Consider the following 22,588-nt stretch of genomic DNA (forward strand, 5'->3'; position numbering starts at 1 on the left):
ATACAAAAATCACCTTAATTTGTGAATTCATCATCCATTCAGCCTCCTTTACCAAGATCTATCGCGACATATCCATTAACTCACGAAACAAACCATACAAACAAGCGAAAGAATAATTATAATCATTTTATACACAACTTCCGGGGGAATTAGTGAAGCAAGGAAGGAGTCTTTTCTAGCAATAACAAAAGCGCGGTAAAATCACCACGCTTCATGTTTTTAAACCCACAGATATTCAATTTTGCTTCATGCCTTGCTTCGGGTTTTATATATAATTTTACGGATACTGTCGTTAGACAAACTATACATTTCCTCTAATTCTTCCAGAGACTTGCCTTCTCTGTATAACTGAAAAATATCTTCATTTCTTTGGGCGATTAACGCTCGGGAACCATTTACCTCTCCCCAGCCTGCCCGCTGGTTTTTTTCTTTGGGAATATAAATCAGTTCGCCCTGGATATACTTCTGCATTTCTTTCAGCAATCTAGGGGGAAAAACCTCTCTCCCATTTTTGTATTGCACGATTTACGTCCTCCTTATTAAGGTGTACGTGGATAAACTGTATTTTTTTATTCATATCATTCATTTTCCGTCTCTCCTTTCTTTCAAGTTAAGTTCTTAAGTCATCCAAAAAACAAAGTTAATGTTCTGAAAACACCTGGAATAAATAAATGGAGCCGCACGAAGCGGCCCCATACGTTCAGAGATCCCCGCTTATGCGGAAATCACCTCAAGTTTTGTGATCATTATAATCAGCCTCCTTTCGCAAGAGTCTGTCGGCCCGACACTCTTATTAACTCATGAAACTTCCGACCGTGCAAGTGAAAGTTTAATTATAATTAATTTTTTCCAATGCTTGTATAATTTTATTGACGAAATTTTCTGATATCGTTGACAAGCTCAGGCAACCCGTCACTAAAAGCATGTTCAGTTCCATCGAGTATCCGGGTATTTGCCTGTGGAAGCTTTTCCTGATAGTGTTCAAGATGTGCAGACGGCACTACTTTATCGTTACGGCTGTGATAAAGGAAAACCTGCGATATCTGAGGGAGTTTTGAAGCAAAATTCTCGGACAAAGTATACTCCTTGGCCAGCCAATCATCGTCCCCTCCCCAATATGGTGCTGCAATCATAAACAAACCGGAAATGGATTGTTTGCATGCCTCCTCCGAAAGATATTTCAACAGAACCGACCCGCCTAAAGAATGGCCGATAAGAAGCATCTCACCATTCAATGAAGCGAATTCCTTTTCCAGTTGAGCTTTCCAAAGCGTGTACTTAGGGTTTTCAGGATCAGGCATTTTTGGATCTATCAAGTTATATTCATTACCCAGAGCCTCTTTTAAATATGCTTTCAGATCACTGCTTCCTTGGTGAAGTTCCTGGGAGCCCGCACTATGAATGAATAATACATGTTTCTTCATTTTATAACTCTCCTTTTCTCTGGTTATGGTCAAAAGAAGCTTCTTTCATGCTTGTACAGGCTTGGCCACAATCCCTTTCGAAGGACGATCCGACGAAAGGGCAGTTTTAACCAATGAGCAGAAAGAAATGTAAATGCTTTTCTTTACTGCCAATAATAACCTGAATAAACCTGCTAAACAGGCTTATATCGCAGTATTACTATGCCAGATTTAAACGGTTGTGTCTCTGCAAGGCTTAAATTCTTCGTATCTAAATTTTCGTTAAATAAACGCTTCCCGCCACCCACTACAATTGGATGAATCATGAGTCTATATTCATCGATGAGGTCATGTTGCATCAGTGAATTGACTAATTGACCACTACCATGGACGGTAATATCTTGACCAGGTTCCTGTTTTAACTTAGATATTTCCTCTACGAAATTACCTTTAATCAACCTCGCATTATTCCAATCTGCTTCCTCTAATGTTGTTGAAACAACATACTTGGGAAGACTGTTCATTCTTTCAGCAAATCCTGTATCATCTGTCATTATTGGCCATGCAGCCGCAAAACCTTGATAGGTTATACGCCCCAGTAAGAGAGCGTCACTTGCAAATAGTTCATCATGCTTAAACTTCTCCACTTCATCACTCCAGTACTGACCACTCCATCCGCCATACTTAGATTTATCACCACCTCCAGGATCTTCCATAACACCATCAAGTGTGATAAATTCTGTTACAATAATTTTTCTCATGTTCATTCTCCTCGTACATTATTTTTTACACTAAACCTTATCTTTTCAGTCCAAAAAAAATTCAACGCCTTACCCCCTGTAATCACCTTTCGACTTATCGACAGCACACTCGGAAGCGCGCTTCAGGAGCAATTCCCGCTCGCGTAAATTGCCCGTGAGCATTGCAGCAAGTTTGAATTCTTCGCATGCTTTGGCAATACGACCAAGCTTAAAGAGAATGTCGCCGCGCACACTCGGCAACAGATGATAGCCTTTCAGAGATGGTTCCGACATCAATGCATCAACGATTTCAATACCAACTTCAGGGCCGAATGCCATAGGAAGCGCAACCGCACGATTCAACTCCACGACAGGCGACGGGGCAACTTGGGCGAGTGCGTCGTACAGGGCTGTAGGCCGCCCTAATGTTCAAGAAGAAACACGGGCTTCACGTTCAAAGTTGTCACTGGCCCACTTACCCTCTCTCTTAAAGAGTTCCAGTACTGCTCCACGATTGGTCGTCGGCTCCTCAAGCCATTTTTCCAAGGTGCGAATAATAGGTTCCTTATATTGAAAGTAGTGGATAAAAACCTCAGACTGCTCGTGAAGCCGTGTCGACCAAATCTGAGATCGCTCCATCACCATGGAATAGTATGTTCGAATGAGTTTACGGGCAAAGTTTTGTGCAATTGTTTTAAACTCCTCATCGGGAGCTGCTTCTAACCGGCTTATTGTTCGGGCAAGAACTTCACGAATATCTCCATTAAAACTTATTGCTATCTCCGCTGTGAGTTTGTACGGACCGAATCGTTTTCGAATATCCTTTCCATGCACAAAAACACAGAGCTCCTTAATGAACGCCTGCTCGTAATAATTTTCAGGATCTACCGCATAGCCGTAATCTCCAATTGCTATGCCAACATCACGAACCAGCGAACGATATTTTTGAGACAATTTCCCAGATAGGTTCTTTATTTTTTCTAACTCATCCGGGTTCAGCTTGCTATTGAACATAGCGAGAAGATCCAGGTCTGACTTACGTATTACAGCGTCACCCCTGGCTACGCTGCCATACACATAGACACTGTGTAATTGATTTGGAAACAATTCTATTAGATTTTCAACTGACTCTCGTATGCAAGGTAAATAGACAGTATCAATCTTGTCCAAACCTACATCACTAACAATAAACCCATTGCGGTCCAGACCATATCCAGCTTGAAGTTTCCCCATTTCAATCTCCTTCCTCTGCACCATCATTACCGAACGAGTCCTTTTCTGTTATTCAGGTCATACAAAACCATATCACTCACTAATGCTCAGCAGGACGGTAACATAACAGGATATTTCCAGAACGAAATTCCTTCGTTTTGTGAAGTGTCAGATGAATTCTTTGATCTAATTCTTTAAAGAATGGTTTGCCGCTGCCTAAGATAACCGGATTAACTATTATATGATACTCATCGATTAACTTATGCTCTGTTAAAGAGAAGACCAAGTCTGAGCTGGCGAGTATGACCATGTCCATGCCGTCCTGCTGTTTTAATTCTGAGATTGCATCGGAAATGTCCGCGTTTATCAGTCTCGTATCCTTCCAATCTACAGATTCCAGCATCTTTGAAAAAACTACTTTAGATAATTGGTTCATTTTTTCGGCAATAACGGGAAACTTCTCGGCCGCAATTGGCGTTGGCCAAAAATCAACCATATGCTGATAGGTTTTTCGACCAAACAAGATCGTGTCTACTGAACTCAGCAATCCTTCCGTATATTTAAAGTACTCTTCATTTACTACATGCCAATCCAATTCTTGATTTGATCCTTCAATAAATCCGTCAAGACTTACCATGATTTGAGATATAACTTTTCTCAATTTCCTCTCCTCCATAGTCGTATATTTTGTTTATTAGCGACTATAGCATACTTAAGCCGATATAATTTCTTCTCGATTGCTGAAAATGAATTTATTCTCTGACGTTATTTAATTAATTCCTCTATACAGACATTTTATGATAACAAAACTGTTCTTCGCCTTCTTCTGCAAGTCTATTGATTGCAGCTCATTGACAAAAAAGGACGACTCTTTGAGTATTCGGGAAGAAGTCTTTAGCAGAAGTTAATGGTGAGTTTACTTGGTGAAAAATTGTTTACTTTGAAAGAATACTCTTTACTACAGCAGGTTGATCTTAAGCAATCGGGCAGTTTTCTGGAATAAGTCTTCTTAAACCTTATTATAAACAAAAATAAACGTGGTACCCTAATGGTGGTTACCACGCTTACTTTTTAATTTATTGGGGTTTTGTTCCAGCTTCATTTATGTTGGAGATCTATTATTCTGTAATAGATTTAGCACCAATATAATGATTTTGCCAATAGTCTATGCTGATATCTGCTGCACTTACACCGTCACTTCCGGCATGAATCATTTGATTGTCACCAATATAGATTCCGCTGTGGGAAGCACCTTCTGTATCGTACGTACCTTCAAAAAACACGACATCCCCGATGCTCGGTTCATCAACATGGACACCGTCGTTCACCCACATATCACGATGTGTCCGCGAAACATCAATCCCCACTTGTTCAAACACATAATTGATAAATCCACTGCTGTCCATTCCTTCTGGAGTTGTTCCTCCCCATACATAAGGCGTACCTATGACACTTTCTGCAGCAGCAACAATGTCTGATTGAATGTTAGAAGTACTATCTCCAGTCTCCGTTATCGTTAAATTGCCTCCTGAAGATTCGCTTGCTGGTGATTGCAGTGCTTCTAATGTATTTGGGCCTACTATACCATCAACTAGTAAATCATGATCTGCTTGAAACTCTCTTACCGCTTGTTCGGTTATTGGACCAAAAATACTGTCAACCGTATATGTATAATATCCTTGTTCTTGAAGTTCTTCTTGTACATTCGCTACTTCTGTACTCACATCTCCAAAGCGAATGAGCTCCGTCTCACTTGGTGATGTTTCTGTTTGCTCCTGTGCATCAGAAAGATTGCTCTCACTGATGGTTATGTCTCCCTCTGAAGCACCAGCACTTGCAAACACACTCCCGCCAAAAATAGGAGTAAATGCCAAGGTAGCTGCAAATGCCGTCGAGATCACATATTTTTTTGTTTGATTGGACTGTACCAACGAAATTCCTCCTTCATTATCTCTGTGAAACTAGTTAAGTAAAATATGATTCGACATAATTCGTCATATTTTTTAACTACCGACACTTTATCATATGAAAATATCAATGAGATAACATAGCGATTAAGAAGGAATAACACTTTATTATGTAACATTACAACTCATTTTATGTTCATTATGAGACTATTTTCCAGTAAAGATTAAGCAGAAATTTAACTAATTCGTCCTGTTCTTTATTGATCAAGCATTATTAATTCCTTTGTAACCATAAATTACAAACATCGTCTTACTCAAGTCGAATAAGCTCCATACCGCTTCAATCCCATTCACTTATTTTCTCTCAAACCTTCCAACATGTGCTGTAAAACCATCATCGCTTCTTTTATTTTATCTTTCTGATCAGGATAATCAGCGATCCATAATACCAACTCATTCATTGCCCCAGAAAGACAATGTGTCATTGCATCTGCAGAAACAGGCTTTAATAGATTCTGCTCCTGCATTAACTGTAATTGTTCTTTCAGTGAATTCATCGAATATTTCTCGTCCATCTTTCGAAAGGTCTCCCAGCCTAATACGGCCGGCCCGTCAACTAGCAGGATACGTTGATTATGCGTTTGTACAGCCCCCTCCAGGAAAGCTTGGCAACCATTGATCAATTGCTGCCAGCTGTCGTTACTTTTTGCTGCAGCCTCTTCTACATACTCCCCTACTTCTTTTTGAACGGCCTCAAATACGGCAAGGAAAAGTCCTTTTTTATTTTTAAAATGATGATATAAAGCCCCTCTGGTTAAATCTGCCTCGTTTACGATCTCTTCCAGGGAAACATTCGCATACCCATTCGTCGTAAAATGGTTTCTTGCTATTTCTATTAATCTTTGTATTGTCCGCTCTGTTTCTGTTTTGTTTTTCCTCATGCTGTCTGCACTCCTCATTCCACTTGTTGTAATAATTTCATTGCAAACTCATCCTCTAACTTTATCAGAGTTCTTAAACCATTTTTAACTATTTTTGGGTTTATATCATCATTTTCTGATACATACTGATCGATCCATGCGAGAACCATTTCAGGATTCTCTTTCGTTAAATCATTAATATGGTTGGCTACAGACTTTTGAACATAACGAGAACTGTCCTGCATCAAATTCTCCAGCAAATACAAATTGTTTTGTACCCTTCCCTTTAATGGAGGAATCTTTTTCGCCCATGGGAGTCTTGGGCGAGTTCCTTCACATACTAATCGCCTGACATGTGAATTCGGATCTTTTACCCAACCTTGAAAATAATCCAGACATCGATCAGTATCTGCTATTAAATAAGGCCGGACTGCATATTCTGATGTGTGCCGTTTTGTAATTTCATACATCGCATTTAAGGATAAATCAACGTGATCCAGCCCGTATTTTTCAACAAAAAAGGCTACTGGCATGAGGAAGTATCCTTTGGTAAACATGCCTTCTTCGGATTTATTTTCCGGTCCTAAAATCTTCAATAAGATAGCCAAAGCATCTTCATATTCAGTTGGAAGATGCTGTTTTAATGTGTCCGCTATCACCGCCACACGGGCCTTCAATTCTTTATGTTCCACTTCACTGGCCACAGACTCCACAAAAGATTTTCTTGAAAATCGGGGGTAATGCAAATGGATTAAATCCGCTAATCGAAGTGCCAATTCCCTGTCAAAATAATATTTCAATGCTACATATTCACTCATGATGACCTGTCCTTCCATACCTCCTCTTTATATTGATCCTGAAAGGACGCATCAGGAGGAATAACCGTTATGACATCAATTAACACACCATTAGGGTCACTTGTAATGAAATGCCTTTGGCCAAATGCCTCGCTGCGTAAATCGAGATGCAAGGGAAGCTGTTTTTCCGTAATCAATTGCTGATACACTTCATCGACATTTTCCACTTCAAAATTTAGAATCAATCCTTGAATATACTTACCAAAGGAACTTGGTACTGTCTCATGATTGGCCTGCAGGATTGCCAATTCAGCATCAGTCTCCTCTTGCTTCAAACTCATGTACCAATCCGCCTCAAAAACAATCAAGAACCCAAAATACTGCTGATAAAATGCACCTGTTTCCTTTACTTTCTCTGTCATCAATACCGGGTAAAAACTGCTTAGCCTCATCGTTCTTCACTTCCTTATCATGTGATGGGTTCATTTTAACATACATACAGTATGTATGTAAATCAGCAGTCTTCTTATTCAAATTGCATAAGGGATGAATGTAGATAACGGGGCAGTCATATCAACAGTTATTATTCTGCGCCTTTCATAAATTGAAGTACCTCCCTCTATAAATTAATTAAACAGAAAGCTGCTGGTATCTGCTCTATAATTGAACAAAAAAAGCATGGAGGCATAGAAAATCCCGTACAGAATTTCCAAATTACCACCATGTCTTTTCTTAACAGCAACATGTTTAATATTTTATTTCAATTTATTTTAGTTCCAAAGCTAGGTTAGCCATTTCTATCGCTGAAACAGCAGCTTCTGCTCCTTTGTTTCCAGCTTTTGTTCCTGCCCGCTCAATTGCCTGTTCAATCGATTCCGTTGTCAGCACCCCAAAAATGACCGGCTTTCCCGATTGCATGGAAGCATTGGAAATGCCCTTTGCCGCTTCATTGCAGACATAGTCAAAATGCGGAGTAGAACCTCGGATGACCGTCCCTAGCGTGATAATTGCATCATATTTTTCATTGGCCGCCATTTTTCCGGCAATCAACGGAATTTCATAAGCACCTGGGACCCAGGCCGTGTCAATATTTTCATCAGCTACCCCGTGCCTTCTCAGTGTATCCATCGCTCCATCCAGAAGCTTGTTCGTAATAAATTCGTTGAACCTCGCGACCACAATTCCAATTTTAAGATCTGTTCCAACCAAATTTCCTTCATATATTTTGCCCATGCTACATGTCTCTCCTTCTTAATAATGAATTGGATTTTCATATTTTTTTCGATAAGCAATCAATTGTTCGATAGAAATTAATTTCAAGTCAAAGTCCCCTGCCATCTTCTCGAGATCCGGCACCCTTGCCATTGTTCCATCGTCCTTAATAATTTCGCAGATGACTCCGGATGGAAAAGCCTCGCAAAGCTTTGCCAGATCCACAGAGGCTTCTGTATGACCTGTACGTCCCAGTACACCTTCCTCTTTTGCAATAATTGGGAAAACATGGCCTGGCCGCCTGAAATCTGATCCTTTTACGTTCCGATCTGATAATGCCCGTATTGTTCTTGATCGTTCTGCTGCACTAATTCCAGTAGCTGTATCCATATGATCTATCGTTATGGTAAATGCTGTACCCAATGGATCCGTACTCTCATTTGTCATCATTGGAAGTGCCAGTTTCTCCGCATGCACCCGCTCTATGGAAGTGCATACAAGTCCTTTTCCATAAGTAATCATAAAATTGATAACTTCCGGTGTCGCCATTTCCGAAAGCGCAACAAGGTCTCCTTCATTCTCCCTATCTTCATCATCAACTACAATAACTGGTTTTCCGTTCTTTAAATCTGTAATTGCCTCTTCAATGGTATGAAACATAATCTCACTTCCTTAACTAAATCCATTATTTTTTAGAAAGTCTTTTGTTATATTTGTTTTGCTGCCGTCGAATTGCTGATCAAGCATGTTTTGAACATATTTAGCGAGCATATCACATTCGATGTTTACAAGGTCTCCTTTGCCTTTCTCACCAAGAATTGTTTCTGCTGCTGTGTGGGGAATAAGCGAAATGGTAAATCTTCCTTGTTCCGTACCAAATACAGTCAGACTGACCCCGTCCACTGTTATAGATCCTTTGTGCAATATGAATCGGTTTAACTCATCCGGGATTTCAATAACATAATAAATTGCATTCTCATCCTTTTGTTTTCCAACAATTCCCCCAGTTCCATCCACATGTCCTGAAACGAAGTGTCCGCCGAATCTTCCGCCGGCCGCCATAGCTCTTTCTAGATTCACCTTTGATCCTGTCTTTAAAGACTGCAATGAGGTCGACTTAATCGTCTCCGGCATTGCCTCAGCCTGAAAGTTATCTGAAGAAAAATTGGTTACAGTGAGACAGATTCCATTTACGGAAATACTGTCACCAACATTTACATCTTTTATTACTTCCTGAGATCCAATAGTCATTTGCACCGCATGTTCAGAGACCTTTTGCATTCTTTTTATGGTCCCCATCTCTTCAATAATTCCTGTAAACATTCTTGCTCTGCGCCTCCTTTATTTAAAATTAAAAAAGCCTCTGAATCAGCTTCAGAGGCGATAGTGGTAGAATTTTATATGCAAACAATGATAAATAATGTCTAAGCAGACGGCAGGGACCAATTGTGAAAAAAACAAATAAAGTCCATGCGCTGTGTGAACATCACATGCTTACCTAAAATTCCTTCTCCCATCCAGACTTTAACTGTCGGCTCTGGAGTTTCACCAGATCCACCGCTTGGCTCAAAAAGCCGCACGGGTCACGGACTGAGAAGCATCGCTTCATCACCGCCGATTGGGAATTTCACCCGACCCCGAAGGAAATTCTATTATGAACTTGTATATTAGTTATAACTTAAAAGCGATTATACTGCAAGTTTCATGAATTAATTTTATTCGTTTTCGGTTAAATTATGATTAATTTTGCTTGTTGTTGACGAATTTAGTCAACGATTCGTCAACAACTTATAAACCAAGGAGTGATTGTGTAATGGTAATAAAATTGTTTGATTTTGAAACTGAAAAAACGCATTACACCGACCACGTTTGCGGACGGTGTAAAAATAAAGTTGTTTAATTTCTTGTACAATTACTAAACACGAACTTATGGAAGTAACAATAAAATCGTTTAAAAATCAGATCCTTATGCCACAATCTCACCCGTTTGCTGCAAAAAGCTTTTTTATAGCTTGATTTCATTATCTTAAAAGAAGACCATTTTATATAGCACCATTAACAGCGCTTGTTTTCCTCACAAAAAAGACAACCGCAACAACCTGCGATCGCCTTATTTTGATATTGGAAACTTGATCAATACGGTGTTGTAGATACCATTCAAGCAAAGGGCGGCTTTGCTGAATCATAGTTAATTCTCCTGAAAAGCGTTCCTTCCAGAAACCAAAATGATACCATTTTAAATCTTTGGTAAAGACAACAATTTGTGAACCTCCAACACTTGAAAAGTGCAGGAGGTTCATAAAATAGCCTTTCTTTACTAACACCTACAATATTTCTTCTTATATGCCTTTTTGCAGCAATCATAAAAACGATCTTTAGGATTGTAATGGTCGCATCGATCATGATAATGACATTTCCTTTTACAACAATCATAAAAACGATCTTTAGAATTGTAATAGTCACAATGATCATCACAATGATACTTCTTTTTACAAGCATCGCGATAACACATATAATCACCCTCCTTACTTTCTTTTATAATATGATAATAAGAAGAAATAGATTGGACAGGTTTCATAGTTAAAAATACATTTTCTTTAAATCATTCATATTGACTTTTACCAATAGTGGTTGTTTCTCATAATCTCTACTTAGGGAGTGTTATCTGAGGTACAGGCAACAAAACGGAAAATCACACGTTAAAGCTTGAATCCTTGGTATAAAAGGGGAGAATCATTAGTGTCCATTTAGTGCCTTAATTAAGTTGTAGATGTGTTGAAATCAGTCCATTTACAGCACCAGAACTCTTTACCAAAAACGAAGAACTGTTCAATGCAGGGTGAATACCTTTTGGGAAGGGTCTTAGCGTACACATAACAAGCAATTTTTGTAGGTTGACTTGCTTACCGTATAAAATTCAGAAATGTTGGCGGAATCCCCTTAAAGTTTGGCCTCATGGCCGGAAACAGGACCGAAGAAGTGCCTCCAGTTTAACCAGTATTCGGTATCTGCTAATATATCCAATATATTAACAGGTTCGAGTCTTTCTGTAATATTTTGTTTGTACAGGGTGTAGTTAAGCAATGACTATTGTCATATCGAAAAATACTTTGTAAACTAATAATTATAATTAAACTATATAATTAAGATTCTTATCCAGAGAGGTGGAGGGACTGGCCCAACGAAACCTCGGCAACAGCCTTATGAAAGTACTGTGCCAATTCCAGCAAGCGTTAGCTTGAAAGATAAGAAGAGTAAAGTAAACGTTGATGTTTAAACCCTCTTCTTATTTCAGAAGAGGGTTTATTTTTTGTGAATAGCTGATTAGGCTACCAAAGGCATTCATTTTCTGGATTATTCATTTGGAGGTGCGCAATGCCGGTCGGCTGTTCCTGTTATTTTATTAACACCCTAAAAAAAATAGGAGTGAGGAAATTGGCAAAGATTGATGAATCAAAAATTAACCATATTGTAAATGTGTTAAAAAGTTTAGAATATGGTTCTGTAGTCATTACGGTACATGATGAGGAAATCACACAAATAGATACAACTGATAAGAAACGGTTTTCTTTATCGAAAAGTCGATCAGGAAAAAAATAAAATTACATATTGTTCATGCTGATTAGACAACTAAAGGCATCTTCCATTTCGATAAGTAAGGTAAGTACTTTTCGGGTGAAAGATGTCTTTTATTTATTTAATGAACAATATGAAAATTTGATGTTGCAGCTCATTAATCAAAATGAAAATTAGAAAGGATGTATATGATGAGTGAAATTGTTGTTTTATCCGGCAGTCCTTCTGAAAGTTCCAGGTCAGAATCAGTACTAAAATTTATCGGTTCATTACTTATAGAAGAGGGCTTTTCTGTAACACATATTTCCATACGGGATTTATCAAAAGACGTACTTTTCAATGGTGAATTTAATAGTCCTACTGTTAAAGATGTAACGAAACTTATTCAAGAAGCGGAAGGAGTTATCGTTGGTTCGCCGGTTTATAAATCTTCATATTCTGGAATGTTAAAGACGTTATTGGATATACTGCCGCAGGATGTACTAGAGGATACGCCGGTCTTACCGCTAATGACAGGAGGGAGTTCATCCCATTTGCTGGCATTGGAGTATGCGTTGAAACCGTTGCTGGCTTCATTAAAGGGTTTGAATTTAAAAGGTGTTTATCTGGAAGATTTTCAAATTGATAAAACTAAAATCAATAATCCTATCATCCATACCAAAGCCTTGGAACGTTTAACAAAACAAGTGGCGTATTTTACAAAAATAATTAACAGTAAACAGACTAACATTCTATTATAACAAAAGAAGAAAGGGGTTCTTGATCAGTTAAAGTAGCGATTGAAGAATTTGCTTTTAAAGCAGCAACATTGCTATTCGAAGTAGGAGGGGCTTCAGCAACAAGACAATCAGCAAATTTAGACCGGCACTGGCGCAATATACGTACGATATCTTCTCACAACCCAACATTATATAAAGCAAGAGCAATCGGGGATTACCATATTAATGATGATCTATTATCAGAGAATGTATATTTTTAGAATAGGATAGGAGGACAGGTACCCCGGTTCATCTGTATATAAGGTTAGAGGAATAAATAGAAAGGAAGGAAGGAATTACAATGACAAAAACATTATCTTTTTCAGCTTTTGTAATGAATACCGCTTCACATATTGTACATGGGACATGGAGGCAGCCCGAAGGAGAACAAATTGATTTTAATAAAGTTGATTTATGGATTAACCTTGCAAAAAAATTAGAGGAAGGCGGATTTGACAATATCTTTTCTTCTAAAAGAGGTAAAGAGTTTGCAGCAAAAAATGCGGAAGCAATTTTTATCCAAGCACCTAACCCTGAGGTTGCCAAGGAATTAATAGAGGAAATGGTTGAATTATTGGAAAAATACGGACGTCAACCAGAAGACTTGAAATTTTACCAAGGATTAACCTTCGTCATTGGAGATACAGAGGAAGAGGCATTAGAAAAAAATAAAAAAATAACAGAAGCTACAGATTTAAAAATGATGATCGCTCATTTGGGTGGCGCCATGGGTATCGATTTTGGCAAGTGGGATTTGGATACACCACTAGAGAATATTGAAACAGAAGGGACTAGGAGTATACTACAATGGGTGCAGCAAGGAATACCAGACAGAAAGGCAACTTTAGCAGACTTTGCAGCCCATAGCGGGAAAAAGACTCGCATTGTCGGAACAGCTGAGCAAATTGCTGATAAGTTAGAAGAATGGCTTGATAACGGTGTTTCAGGTATTAATGTGATGAATTCTTTTATACCGGGTTCGTATATTGAATTTATCGATAAAGTAATGCCTATTCTAAGGGAACGAGGTCTGGTAGAAGAGCATGGAGATACACCAAAAACACTCCGTTCAAGACTATTTGGCAGTGACAAGCTAAATGACCGTCATCCAGCGACCAACTATCGGCATCAATTTGCGAAAAAGCAACCAATTCGTTAATGTTACTATCACAGAAGAAATTGGTTGCTTCTGAAGAGATTTTTATGTTTTTATAAAAACATAATATAATGGAAGAAACTCGATTTTTTTAATTCAATTCCTAGTAGAAATTCTTGAATAAGAGATTTCAATTTAGGAGGTACTTAAATCGAGCGTTGTATTCTGATACTTATTTTACGTATTGGAGCTGGACGATATTATCGTTATAGGGAGTCCGAAGAGGCCTCTTTCTAAATGTATTTGCCGGTCAAAGCATACATTTATGATAGAGTGCCTCTTCTTTTTGTGAAGAAAAAATGCTCAAATATCTCCGAGAACTATTTTACACATGAGAAGTGAGTTAAGTTTTTGTGATAAATTTCCACTATTCAGCATAGTTAAATCCCAGATTATAAGCTCGAGTTAACCACGCTTCCATATATCTTGGCTGTTCCTTTATGGTCTCATAAAAAAGCTCGAATTGCGAATTCGGGATTCCACAATAATCCGCTAACCCAACATTGAAATAATGAGTCATCATCTTGTCGTACTGCCTTTTCTCAAAACGCTCGACTGGAGCTCCGGCCAAACTGAGCCACAGCACTTTTTGATGATCAAGCTTTTTTGGACCATAAGCAAACCCATAGTTCCAAACTCGGTCTATATATCCCTTCAGCATAGCCGGCATACTCCACCACCAAAGTGGAAAAACAAATGCCAACGCATCATGTCTTTTCATTCGCTCCATTTCTGTCTCAACAGCAGGAGAATATTGTTGCCTATCAGCGGACCATTCGGGCTCATCTTCTTCCCAAAGCACAGGGCTGAAATCGCTGCGATATAGATCCATTATCTCTGTTTCGTGACCTGCATCCTTAAGCCCCTGTACAAAACTCTCTGTAACTTTAAAAGTCAAAGAGTCCTCTCTTGGATGCGTCACAACGGTCAGTACCTTCATTATGATTTCCCTTCTTTCTTTTGGTTTTTGTGGATAAATCATTATCAAATCCTCATATCGAAATATGACGATATGATTATGCAAAAAAAGATTAAAGCTTTTCTTTCAAGAATGCGGATACATCTTGAATCGTTTTTTCATTTCTTTGGTAGTACGTCCATTTTCCTTTACGCTCAGATTTCAACAGACCAGCCTTTTGCATCATAGATAAATATTGAGATGTCGTTGATTGTGATAATTGTGCTTTCTTTTGAATGACACCTACACAGACACCGCCTTTCTCGTCAATATTTTTTGGATCTTTTCCAGGAGGATTATCAAAATGATCTTTTGGATCTTTCAACCATCTCAATATCTCTAAACGCGTTTCATTGGATAATGCTTTGAAAATATCAATATGTCTCATATCTTAATATTAATCGTCTTTTCCCGATATGTCAATGTAAAAGTTATACATTACTTATCGGCATCCTCTTACATCCTTGTCCAGTTAAGCGAAAATGTGACCAGGAACATCCAATACCTAAACCTATGAAGGAACTAAACATTTCACAAAAAATAATTATCTTTTTTGCGAGTGTAAGATCTATAGCTACCAAAATTATAACCCAAAGAATTAAGAAAAGCGCAAGACTTTATTTTGTTTTATTACGCTCTTTAACGTTGCAAATTAATTCTCCCATTGCCTGTCATAAAGATACACGATATAATCGTTCGGCACACTGGTATAACCCTGTTGGCGAATCATAGCGGTAAGATTTCCTCGGTGGTAGGTCCCATGATTGACGACATGCTGCACGAGTTCTGAAAGATGGGTTTCCAGTTGTCCGAACGTCGGATGTACCACAGCCATAGCTTTGTCCATATCTTCTTGACTATTGAAAAAGGCTTTATATTGTTTGGTCAACTCGGCATACAAGGCTTCCATTTCACCGGGGCCCTTACCCTTTGTGTTTTCTTGCGCCTGTATAATGGAAGCTTGAATTTCGTTCATACTTTTCTCTCGCATTACACCAAGGTATATTGTATCCGTCGTATAAACATGAACAAGCGTTTCCGCAATTGAAGGAAAAACACTTTGGATTTCCTGAGTATAAACGGTTTGCGGCAGCTCTTTTAACGTTTCAAAAAATCTATTATTTGCCCAGACGTGATAGTTATACAACTGTAAGATGCGGTGTTCCATTAAAAACTCCTCCTTATATTTCATTATTTTATGTCTTTTGCACAATCTCCGTCCTGACAAACTTGGTCAGGGAAGTTCATTGATTTCTGATCCTTATTCAACAATATGTCTCTTCTCCGGAACATCTATATCCTATCTCTTACCCAGAAAACTGCACCTCCTTTGCTTCCTTAAGATCAGCAAAGTTGCCAAGTACTCCATTGTGATGGCCAATAATTTGCTGCGCGGTTAAGGAACCGGAATCCCATGTCCCGTGGGCATCTTTGACAAGTGTCACTTTATAGCCGAGACTAAATGCACGGTGGCAAGTAGTGTCCACACACATTTCGGTTTGATTTCCGGTAACAACAAGGTGTTGGATTCCTTTTGCTTCCAGTTCCTCCTTAAGATTGGTTTCATGAAAGGAATCTGGCGTCCATTTTTGAATAACGGGGTCTCCTTCTTTTGGGCTAACCGACGGATGAATTTCCCAGTAGTGAGTGCCCTTCACAAGGCCCTCGTCATTATGTTGGACAAAAACAACAGGAACATCTGCCGAACGAGCCTTTTGAATTAAGGACTGAATATTTCCTAGCATCTCCTTTGCCTTGTATACCGGATTAGACTCCTCATACATCTCGTTTTGGACATCAATAACCAACAAAGCTGTCTTTTGCAATTTTAGCACCTCCCTTAAATTAATTGTACTGATACAAGTATTCGCCATACTTAATAAAAATCCTCTTTTTATTTAAACGGATTGAATGCCCACACGCGGAAGAAGTTTATGGTGTTGCTATAATTAGCCGCAGCGCACAGGTGAAACTCGACTTTGTTCTGAATTCCCCATATTTTCTATCCCATTCACCTGATTTTAGGTCATCAGATAGGGCTTTTACCAATCTATCTTCAACCTCCTCGGACAAAAATCCCCATGCCGATTGTGATAATCTCACCTCTTTTTCCAGAAATGCTTCGGGCCTCCCATAAAAAGCCTCCTGAAAGCCATCCACACAGTCAAACGGAACTGGGATGGATTGAACTGCACATTTCCCCCCAAGTGCATTGGTAATAAAATCTATCTTAGGATAACGGGGTTTCTCCACTTCAATCAGCTCCGGAAAATAATCAGCATTCCAAAAATCATCTAAAGCATCCGGATCGAAAGTCATAATGATAACTTGCTCCCGCGTAACTCTACGCAATTCCTTCAAACCTTTATTCATGTCCGGCCAATGATGGACCGTTAACATTGCCATGGAAGCATCGAAGGAATTATCGTCAAATGGCAGCGAATCTGCTGTGCCATTTATAGCCGGAACTTTTTGCGCTTTTAGACGTTGAGAACGCATTACGTTTGATGGCTCAACTGCAACTACATATCTGTCCTCTGGTTCATATGAGCCGGCTCCTGCTCCCAAATTCAACACCGTTTCTGCCGACCCTAAAGCGTCATAAACATACTCCGCTATTCTAGGGTCCGTTCGTCTGTGTCCAGAATATTTTTGTCCATATTTGTCATAATTGAAGGCTGGGTTTTCAATTTCCATATCATTTGGCCTTCCCTTCTGGAGATCATTTATATTTAGTTATCACGCCAATAAATCAGCGAATTAATGAACTAGGGACTCCAGAATATCCATATCACGGAGGTAGGTGACTATTCACTCTGACCTAGAATATTTGGTATACCAATTGCACGTTTAATACCGTGCATCACACCAAGATGATATGTTTCATGACCAATCAAAAAACAGATTAACTCCTCGAATGTGGTCTCATACTCAGCTGGCTTTAGCAATTCCTCGTTAACACGTCCACTAAGTAGCTCCTGTAAGTACCGCGGTTCTGCTTCTAACCACTGTAATAAATCGTCCATTGATGGAGGATCCTCGTTCCAATCTGATGACCTGGTGCCAGTGGCAAATAAGGTATGATAGAAATCTGGTAATCTTTTGTCTCTCCCTATTCCCATGGAGATATACTCATCATTTACTACTAGAATATGCCCTGTGTTCCAGCGAATGCTATTTAAAAATCCTTCAGGTACCTCGTCGACTAGGTCTTCCGGAGTAGAACGAACCAATTGAACAGTAAAATTCCTCCAAAAGCTCATTTGACCGAACAAACTTTTTTCTTTCATATGAAATCATCCCCTTTTACCAGCAAAAAAATAAAATACCCCGCCTGCCATCAAATGTGGATTGGGTTCGAAACTCAACGACTCTATTTGTAATTAAATAGTTTAATTGCATAATATTCAATAGGTTACATCTTGTTTATACTGCATTTTCTCCAGTTCCTTCTGAGCTTCCTGAACCAAAAACTCATGGCTTATACTGCCTTGATATTGTTTAGTCACATGGTGAAGGGCTATTTTGTAAGCTGTCCCAAATGCTTCCTCCCTACTGGTTTCGATATCTGGTATCACCCCTACCCCCTCCCAATTTGTTTGGGTGATCGGATTGATCGCACGTCCATTAGGAATAAATACACTAACATGCTTTGTTAGTTGGTGAACAAAGCCAGGATTCGCTCCTCCCCCCTGTAACTTCCCCTATAATCGTTGCCCGTTTTAAGTGTTTCAAGTTATAGGAAAACTCTTCAGCACCAGAAAATGTATAATTGCTTGTCAAAATATAAACTGGCTTAACGACGTAGCGTTTTCCTGAAATAACTGGCATAGTCCAGAATTGTTTATAATTATCATCCGGTCTATAATAAAAACTGTTTAAATGTACTGGCTTTGCGGATTTAAATAAATAGCTTGTTAAAAACGCAACCATATTTGGATCCCCGCCACCATTATTTCGCAGATCAAAGATTAGTGCCTCAGTATTAGCCACCAAGCTCATAGCATTTGCCCCTGTTTCTGCAGCAATCATAGCATTGTAAAATTCTCTTAGATCAATGTAACCAATGTTCCCCGCAAGACGCTCAACCTTATAAAAACCATAATTATCAACCTTGGCACTCAACAAATATTTTTCCTTCTGTTCTCTTTCGTTTATCTTTTGATCCAAAGACTTCTCAAGTTGCGAGTACTTTAATCTTAAATGTTTATCTTTACTTATTTCCCTAAAATCATTTGTAAGTTCTTCACAAAGCTCTTCCACGGTTGCGTCTCTTTCATATTCGCTTTTTGATAACTTCAACTCTAGCATCTTTCCCATTTCCTTTGCGATATCAGGAAATACGTAGTAATCATTTAAAGCTTCAACCAATGAATTAATGATTTCAGCATAAGTTGTTCTATCCTGATGCATGTGATCAACCCTTTCTTTAAAGAGATATTGTTAGAATAAGCAATTTTCCAGTCTTAATATCGTGTCAATATGTTCTCCTTTCTTGCACCTTATTTAATAAAGACTTAATTACATTCGAAATAACACCAATATATTCATCTCAAAACATCATATTTAACATGTATAACACATGTTCCTTCTATTACCTCAGTTGATTTCAACATGACGCTCTCTTCTCCAATATAATCAAATAAACGTATACCCCTACCAAGCAATACTGGGGCGATATGTAGATCTAGTCCATCTAACAGCCCCAATTCTATACATTGTTGTGCGACACTCGCAGTGCCAACACTTATATCCTTAGATCCAGCTGCTTGCTTCGCTTGTTTAACCGCTTGTTCCACTCCGTCTGTGATAAAGGTAAACGGTGTAGTACCTTCAGGGGGAGAATCTGGGATACTGTGAGTAAGCACAAATACCGGAACATTTTCTAATGGGTGACTTCCTCCCCATCCATTCACGATGTCATAAGTCCTTCTTCCAACAATCATAGCACCGGTTTCTTCAGCCGCTGAATCAAAAATGTTCTTATCGATGCTTGAAAGTTTAAAAAAGGGGTTGGTCCGGCTAGTTTCTTCTCCAGAAAACATCCAGGCTTGCAGAATGTCGCCATTATCTCCTAAAGGCTGTTGTTGATTATCATTACTTCCCGCTATAAATCCATCGAGAGACATAGAGATATTTAGAATAACTTTGCTCATTACATAACCTCCTCATAGTACCACCATTATATTACGCAAAAAAACATGAATTTCTTCTCGATTGCTATTTTATCCTGTCCGATGAATTCATAGCTAAATTTTCAGTACATTAGCAAATACAGATATGTTATAATACTGACGGCGTTTACGGTCAAATATGAATGAATGATATTATTCGTGTGATGGAATGGAGGGGATTAATGTGGGAAAAGAAAAGCTTATGGAAAGAGCTATTGAAATTGCGCAAAAAAGTGCAATGACCGATGGCGGTCCATTTGGGGCAATTGTTGTAAAGGATGGAAAGATAATTGGTGTCGGTCGCAATGAAGTAACGACAACGAACGATCCCACCGCTCATGCAGAGATGCAGGCGATTCGAGCGGCATGCAAGTCATTGAATCGGTTTCAATTAACGGATTGTGAAATTTATACCAGCTGTGAACCATGCCCAATGTGCATCGGTGCAATCTATTGGGCCAGACCAAAAGCGGTGTACTATGCAGCTACGAAAAAGGAGGTAGCCCAAATCGGGTTTGATGATCATTTTATTTATGAACAAATTGCACTTCCTGTTGAAAAACGCAGCATGAAGATGGTACAAATTTGCCCGGATAATTATGACCTTCCATTCCAGATCTGGAAAGATTCAAGTGATAAAACGAGCTATTAGGCTTGAATGCTGTTAACACTACTTTTAATTTTGCAGTAAAAAAGCAGGCTCGTTTCAACTCCAAAACAAGCCTGCTTTCCTGCTGTGACATTTACTTATTTACTTTTTCCGTCTCAATCAACTCAAAGGTGGTTACATCTGCTATCCCCCGATTTGTTATACGAATTTCCGGGATAACCGCCAGAGCAATCAGTGAAAAAGTCATAAACGGTGCATGGAGGGGACAGCCAATGTGTTTCCAGGCACGCTCCAATTCTGTTACTTCATGGATCACCGTGTCCAATGGCTGATCAGACAACAGCCCTGCAATTGGCATATGGACATGGGCTAAAACCTTGCCATCCTCCACAACGATCATGCCACCGCCTGATTCTGCCAGTATATTGGCTGCCACTGCCATATCATCTGCATTTTCACCCATCACCAGCAGGTTATGACTGTCATGCGCGACAGTTGAAGCGACTGCTCCTTTTTTAATTTGAAAACCCTGGGTAAAGCCGAGCGAAGTTTGCCCGGATCCGTGGTGACGATCGATGCATGCTATCCGAATAATATCCCGCTCGATATCCGGCTGAATAACACCGCCCGTCATCGGTAGAGCCACTTCCAATTTTTCCGTTCGTGCACTATTTTCAATAACTTTAATTGCATTTACATGTGCAGAGCTATTACTGGTTTGGGATTTTAGCAGAAAATCTTCTGGTACAAGTTTTTTCCCGATCTTCATTGAATTTTTCACGTTTTCCGGGTACACGTAAACAGGGAATTCGCCAACGATCTGATTATTTTCTGCTATAACCTGCCCATCTGTCATGACCATGAAAGGTTCTACCGTATGCAAATCATCCAAAATCATGATATCTGCGCATTTTCCGGGTGCAATACTTCCGAGGTCATCCTGTTTTTTATAATAACGCGCAACATTAATCGTCGCCATCTGGATAGCTGTTACAGGGTCTACCCCTTCCTCAATGGCACGGCGTACAACATGATTTAAATGGCCCTGTTCCACCAATGTTTGCGGGTAAACATCATCTGTCACAAGCATAATATTTTCCGTAGCTACGTTATCCTCTGTAACAATTTTGATCACTTCTTTGACATCATGCCAGGCAGAGCCTTCCCGAATCATCAGATGCAGCCCGAGGCGAACTTTTTCAAGTCCTTGCTCACGGGTCACAGTCTCATGATCGGAGGTGACACCAGATGCAATATAGGCTTGCAGCATTTGGTCACTTCCATCTGGAAAATGCCCGGTCACCGTTTTGTTCACTTTCATGGTTTCTTTTATTTCTCCGATCATTTTTGGATCGCCATTTATGACCCCAGAAAAATTCATCACTTCGCCAAGTCCGACGACATTTTCCCAGGTTAATCCTTCTTTAATATCATCGACACCCAGACTTGCACCGGCATCCTCAAAATGATCGGTCGCCGGCACACAAGATGGAAAAGTTGTGAACACTTTGAGCGGCAACTGCTGACCTTCTTCATGCATAAGGCGAACACCCTCTGCACCAAACACGTTGGCAATTTCATGGGGATCCATAAATATACCTGTCGTTCCTTTTACTAAAGCCGCTTTTGCAAACTCAGTTACAGACAGCATCGTGCTTTCCACATGCATATGGGCATCGATCAAGCCTGGTGCGATATATTTTCCTGCTGCATCAATGATTTTCGTCTCCGGTCCAATGGTATGTGCCGCATCCCCAACGAAAGCTATTCTTCCATCGGATATGGCAATACCCTGGTTTTCCAGTATTTCTCCGGTTAGCACATTGATGAGCATCCCGTTTTGAATAACGGTTTCTGCCTTTTTCTTGCCTAAAGCTACTTGGGCCAAATCGGTGTTGAGTTCGTGAAGATGTTTATACAATGATGGAGCCTCCTTTATAAAATGAAAAAAGCCTGGAATACCTTCTTCCAGACTGTCCTACACGTGGAAAGGAGACACATATTTCATAAAAATAGATCTGTGCCATTTCCGTTACATGTAGTCCAGTGATTTACGGTCACTTGGTAGAGACGCTTGAGCCCTATTCTCAAGCTTATACATTTATTTAATTGTTAATCTATCTAATCATATGCTTTATTTCTTGTCAATATAGTCCAGATCAAAC

At 39.4% G+C, this 22,588-nt stretch carries 27 protein-coding genes, 2 pseudogenes and 3 riboswitches; of the genes and pseudogenes, 5 read left to right on the forward strand and 24 right to left on the reverse strand.

The window, feature by feature from the left end:
* Nucleotides 1-246: 246 nt before the first annotated feature.
* From CEG13_RS17250 to CEG13_RS19420, 14 genes and pseudogenes are all read right to left on the reverse strand, one after another.
* On the reverse strand, nucleotides 247-522 hold the full coding sequence (locus CEG13_RS17250) for a CD3324 family protein (protein WP_100013137.1): 276 nt from the start codon (nucleotides 520-522) through the stop codon (nucleotides 247-249).
* A gap of 344 nt (nucleotides 523-866) precedes the next feature.
* Entirely contained in the window at nucleotides 867-1,424 is a 558-nt protein-coding gene (locus tag CEG13_RS17255; RefSeq protein ID WP_100013138.1) for an alpha/beta hydrolase, read from the reverse strand.
* A 173-nt stretch (nucleotides 1,425-1,597) separates the two neighbouring features.
* Nucleotides 1,598-2,164 carry a dihydrofolate reductase family protein gene (locus CEG13_RS17260; RefSeq protein WP_100013139.1) on the reverse strand — a complete coding sequence of 189 codons (567 nt, stop codon included), beginning with the start codon at nucleotides 2,162-2,164 and terminating at the stop codon, nucleotides 1,598-1,600.
* A 69-nt stretch (nucleotides 2,165-2,233) separates the two neighbouring features.
* Nucleotides 2,234-2,563 (reverse strand): annotated as a pseudogene (locus CEG13_RS17265) (RNA polymerase subunit sigma-24); the annotation flags it as partial.
* 9 nt (nucleotides 2,564-2,572) lie between these two features.
* Complete coding sequence (locus tag CEG13_RS17270; RefSeq protein WP_100013140.1) at nucleotides 2,573-3,376, reverse strand: nucleotidyltransferase domain-containing protein; 804 nt, start codon at nucleotides 3,374-3,376, stop codon at nucleotides 2,573-2,575.
* A 79-nt stretch (nucleotides 3,377-3,455) separates the two neighbouring features.
* On the reverse strand, nucleotides 3,456-4,016 hold the full coding sequence (locus CEG13_RS17275; protein ID WP_100013141.1) for a dihydrofolate reductase family protein: 561 nt from the start codon (nucleotides 4,014-4,016) through the stop codon (nucleotides 3,456-3,458).
* Nucleotides 4,017-4,473: 457 nt separating this feature from the next.
* The gene (locus CEG13_RS17280; RefSeq protein ID WP_100013142.1) at nucleotides 4,474-5,286 is read right to left on the reverse strand and encodes a C40 family peptidase; all 813 of its coding nucleotides are present in this window, start codon (nucleotides 5,284-5,286) and stop codon (nucleotides 4,474-4,476) included.
* Between the two features lie 326 nt (nucleotides 5,287-5,612).
* Nucleotides 5,613-6,203 carry a TetR/AcrR family transcriptional regulator gene (locus tag CEG13_RS17285; protein ID WP_100013143.1) on the reverse strand — a complete coding sequence of 197 codons (591 nt, stop codon included), beginning with the start codon at nucleotides 6,201-6,203 and terminating at the stop codon, nucleotides 5,613-5,615.
* Between the two features lie 14 nt (nucleotides 6,204-6,217).
* Entirely contained in the window at nucleotides 6,218-7,000 is a 783-nt protein-coding gene (locus CEG13_RS17290) for a DNA alkylation repair protein (RefSeq protein ID WP_100013179.1), read from the reverse strand.
* Complete coding sequence (locus CEG13_RS17295) at nucleotides 6,997-7,431, reverse strand: VOC family protein (RefSeq protein WP_100013144.1); 435 nt, start codon at nucleotides 7,429-7,431, stop codon at nucleotides 6,997-6,999. Before CEG13_RS17295 ends, CEG13_RS17290 begins: the two co-directional genes overlap by 4 nt.
* Before the next feature lie 313 nt (nucleotides 7,432-7,744).
* Nucleotides 7,745-8,212, reverse strand: a complete 468-nt coding sequence (gene ribH, locus CEG13_RS17300) for a 6,7-dimethyl-8-ribityllumazine synthase (RefSeq protein WP_100013145.1) — start codon at nucleotides 8,210-8,212, stop codon at nucleotides 7,745-7,747.
* A 36-nt stretch (nucleotides 8,213-8,248) separates the two neighbouring features.
* A pseudogene (ribB, locus tag CEG13_RS17305) lies at nucleotides 8,249-8,851 on the reverse strand (3,4-dihydroxy-2-butanone-4-phosphate synthase); the annotation flags it as partial.
* Between the two features lie 12 nt (nucleotides 8,852-8,863).
* Nucleotides 8,864-9,514: a riboflavin synthase gene (gene ribE / locus CEG13_RS17310; protein ID WP_100013147.1), complete on the reverse strand. Its 651-nt coding sequence runs from the start codon at nucleotides 9,512-9,514 to the stop codon at nucleotides 8,864-8,866.
* 178 nt (nucleotides 9,515-9,692) lie between these two features.
* A riboswitch (FMN riboswitch) is annotated at nucleotides 9,693-9,840 on the reverse strand.
* 393 nt (nucleotides 9,841-10,233) lie between these two features.
* Nucleotides 10,234-10,515 (reverse strand): hypothetical protein, encoded by a 282-nt coding sequence (locus CEG13_RS19420; protein WP_143469693.1) that lies wholly within the window; start codon nucleotides 10,513-10,515, stop codon nucleotides 10,234-10,236.
* Nucleotides 10,516-11,340: 825 nt separating this feature from the next.
* A riboswitch (SAM riboswitch) is annotated at nucleotides 11,341-11,443 on the forward strand.
* A gap of 183 nt (nucleotides 11,444-11,626) precedes the next feature.
* Here CEG13_RS19420 and CEG13_RS17320 point away from each other — a divergent pair.
* The 4 genes from CEG13_RS17320 to CEG13_RS17335 all read left to right on the forward strand — a co-directional run bounded on the left by CEG13_RS17320 (nucleotide 11,627) and on the right by CEG13_RS17335 (nucleotide 13,684).
* On the forward strand, nucleotides 11,627-11,791 hold the full coding sequence (locus CEG13_RS17320; protein WP_192869567.1) for a DUF2292 domain-containing protein: 165 nt from the start codon (nucleotides 11,627-11,629) through the stop codon (nucleotides 11,789-11,791).
* Nucleotides 11,792-11,958: 167 nt separating this feature from the next.
* Entirely contained in the window at nucleotides 11,959-12,507 is a 549-nt protein-coding gene (ssuE, locus tag CEG13_RS17325) for an NADPH-dependent FMN reductase (RefSeq protein WP_100013149.1), read from the forward strand.
* Nucleotides 12,508-12,545: 38 nt separating this feature from the next.
* Nucleotides 12,546-12,746 (forward strand): hypothetical protein, encoded by a 201-nt coding sequence (locus CEG13_RS17330; RefSeq protein WP_100013150.1) that lies wholly within the window; start codon nucleotides 12,546-12,548, stop codon nucleotides 12,744-12,746.
* An 80-nt stretch (nucleotides 12,747-12,826) separates the two neighbouring features.
* On the forward strand, nucleotides 12,827-13,684 hold the full coding sequence (locus tag CEG13_RS17335; RefSeq protein WP_192869568.1) for an LLM class flavin-dependent oxidoreductase: 858 nt from the start codon (nucleotides 12,827-12,829) through the stop codon (nucleotides 13,682-13,684).
* A 364-nt stretch (nucleotides 13,685-14,048) separates the two neighbouring features.
* Here CEG13_RS17335 and CEG13_RS17340 read toward each other — a convergent pair whose 3' ends face one another.
* From CEG13_RS17340 to CEG13_RS17375, 9 genes are all read right to left on the reverse strand, one after another.
* The gene (locus tag CEG13_RS17340; RefSeq protein WP_100013181.1) at nucleotides 14,049-14,621 is read right to left on the reverse strand and encodes an NAD(P)H oxidoreductase; all 573 of its coding nucleotides are present in this window, start codon (nucleotides 14,619-14,621) and stop codon (nucleotides 14,049-14,051) included.
* Nucleotides 14,622-14,712: 91 nt separating this feature from the next.
* Complete coding sequence (locus CEG13_RS17345) at nucleotides 14,713-15,027, reverse strand: ArsR/SmtB family transcription factor (RefSeq protein ID WP_100013152.1); 315 nt, start codon at nucleotides 15,025-15,027, stop codon at nucleotides 14,713-14,715.
* Between the two features lie 264 nt (nucleotides 15,028-15,291).
* A complete protein-coding gene (locus CEG13_RS17350) occupies nucleotides 15,292-15,807 on the reverse strand; it encodes a DinB family protein (RefSeq protein WP_100013153.1) in 516 nt (171 codons plus the stop codon).
* 139 nt (nucleotides 15,808-15,946) lie between these two features.
* On the reverse strand, nucleotides 15,947-16,465 hold the full coding sequence (locus CEG13_RS17355) for a cysteine hydrolase family protein (RefSeq protein ID WP_275661818.1): 519 nt from the start codon (nucleotides 16,463-16,465) through the stop codon (nucleotides 15,947-15,949).
* 106 nt (nucleotides 16,466-16,571) lie between these two features.
* Entirely contained in the window at nucleotides 16,572-17,336 is a 765-nt protein-coding gene (locus CEG13_RS17360; RefSeq protein WP_100013155.1) for a class I SAM-dependent methyltransferase, read from the reverse strand.
* Nucleotides 17,337-17,446: 110 nt separating this feature from the next.
* A complete protein-coding gene (locus CEG13_RS17365) occupies nucleotides 17,447-17,929 on the reverse strand; it encodes a DinB family protein (protein WP_100013156.1) in 483 nt (160 codons plus the stop codon).
* Nucleotides 17,930-18,046: 117 nt separating this feature from the next.
* Nucleotides 18,047-18,217 carry a hypothetical protein gene (locus CEG13_RS18850; protein ID WP_158234723.1) on the reverse strand — a complete coding sequence of 57 codons (171 nt, stop codon included), beginning with the start codon at nucleotides 18,215-18,217 and terminating at the stop codon, nucleotides 18,047-18,049.
* Nucleotides 18,218-18,281: 64 nt separating this feature from the next.
* Nucleotides 18,282-19,052, reverse strand: coding sequence for a S41 family peptidase (locus CEG13_RS17370; RefSeq protein WP_100013157.1), 771 nt, complete (start codon nucleotides 19,050-19,052; stop codon nucleotides 18,282-18,284).
* Between the two features lie 134 nt (nucleotides 19,053-19,186).
* Nucleotides 19,187-19,795 (reverse strand): dihydrofolate reductase family protein, encoded by a 609-nt coding sequence (locus CEG13_RS17375; RefSeq protein ID WP_100013158.1) that lies wholly within the window; start codon nucleotides 19,793-19,795, stop codon nucleotides 19,187-19,189.
* 202 nt (nucleotides 19,796-19,997) lie between these two features.
* Here CEG13_RS17375 and CEG13_RS17380 point away from each other — a divergent pair, with 202 nt between their 5' ends.
* Nucleotides 19,998-20,465, forward strand: coding sequence for a nucleoside deaminase (locus CEG13_RS17380; RefSeq protein WP_100013159.1), 468 nt, complete (start codon nucleotides 19,998-20,000; stop codon nucleotides 20,463-20,465).
* Nucleotides 20,466-20,556: 91 nt separating this feature from the next.
* Here CEG13_RS17380 and ade read toward each other — a convergent pair whose 3' ends face one another.
* Nucleotides 20,557-22,344 (reverse strand): adenine deaminase, encoded by a 1,788-nt coding sequence (gene ade / locus CEG13_RS17385; RefSeq protein WP_100013160.1) that lies wholly within the window; start codon nucleotides 22,342-22,344, stop codon nucleotides 20,557-20,559.
* Nucleotides 22,345-22,442: 98 nt separating this feature from the next.
* Nucleotides 22,443-22,544, reverse strand: a riboswitch (purine riboswitch).
* Nucleotides 22,545-22,588: the final 44 nt, after the last annotated feature.

Origin of the sequence: Lentibacillus sediminis (genome assembly GCF_002763455.1) — a bacterium.
GTDB classification, from domain to species: Bacteria; Bacillota; Bacilli; order Bacillales; family Amphibacillaceae; genus Lentibacillus_D; species Lentibacillus_D sediminis_A.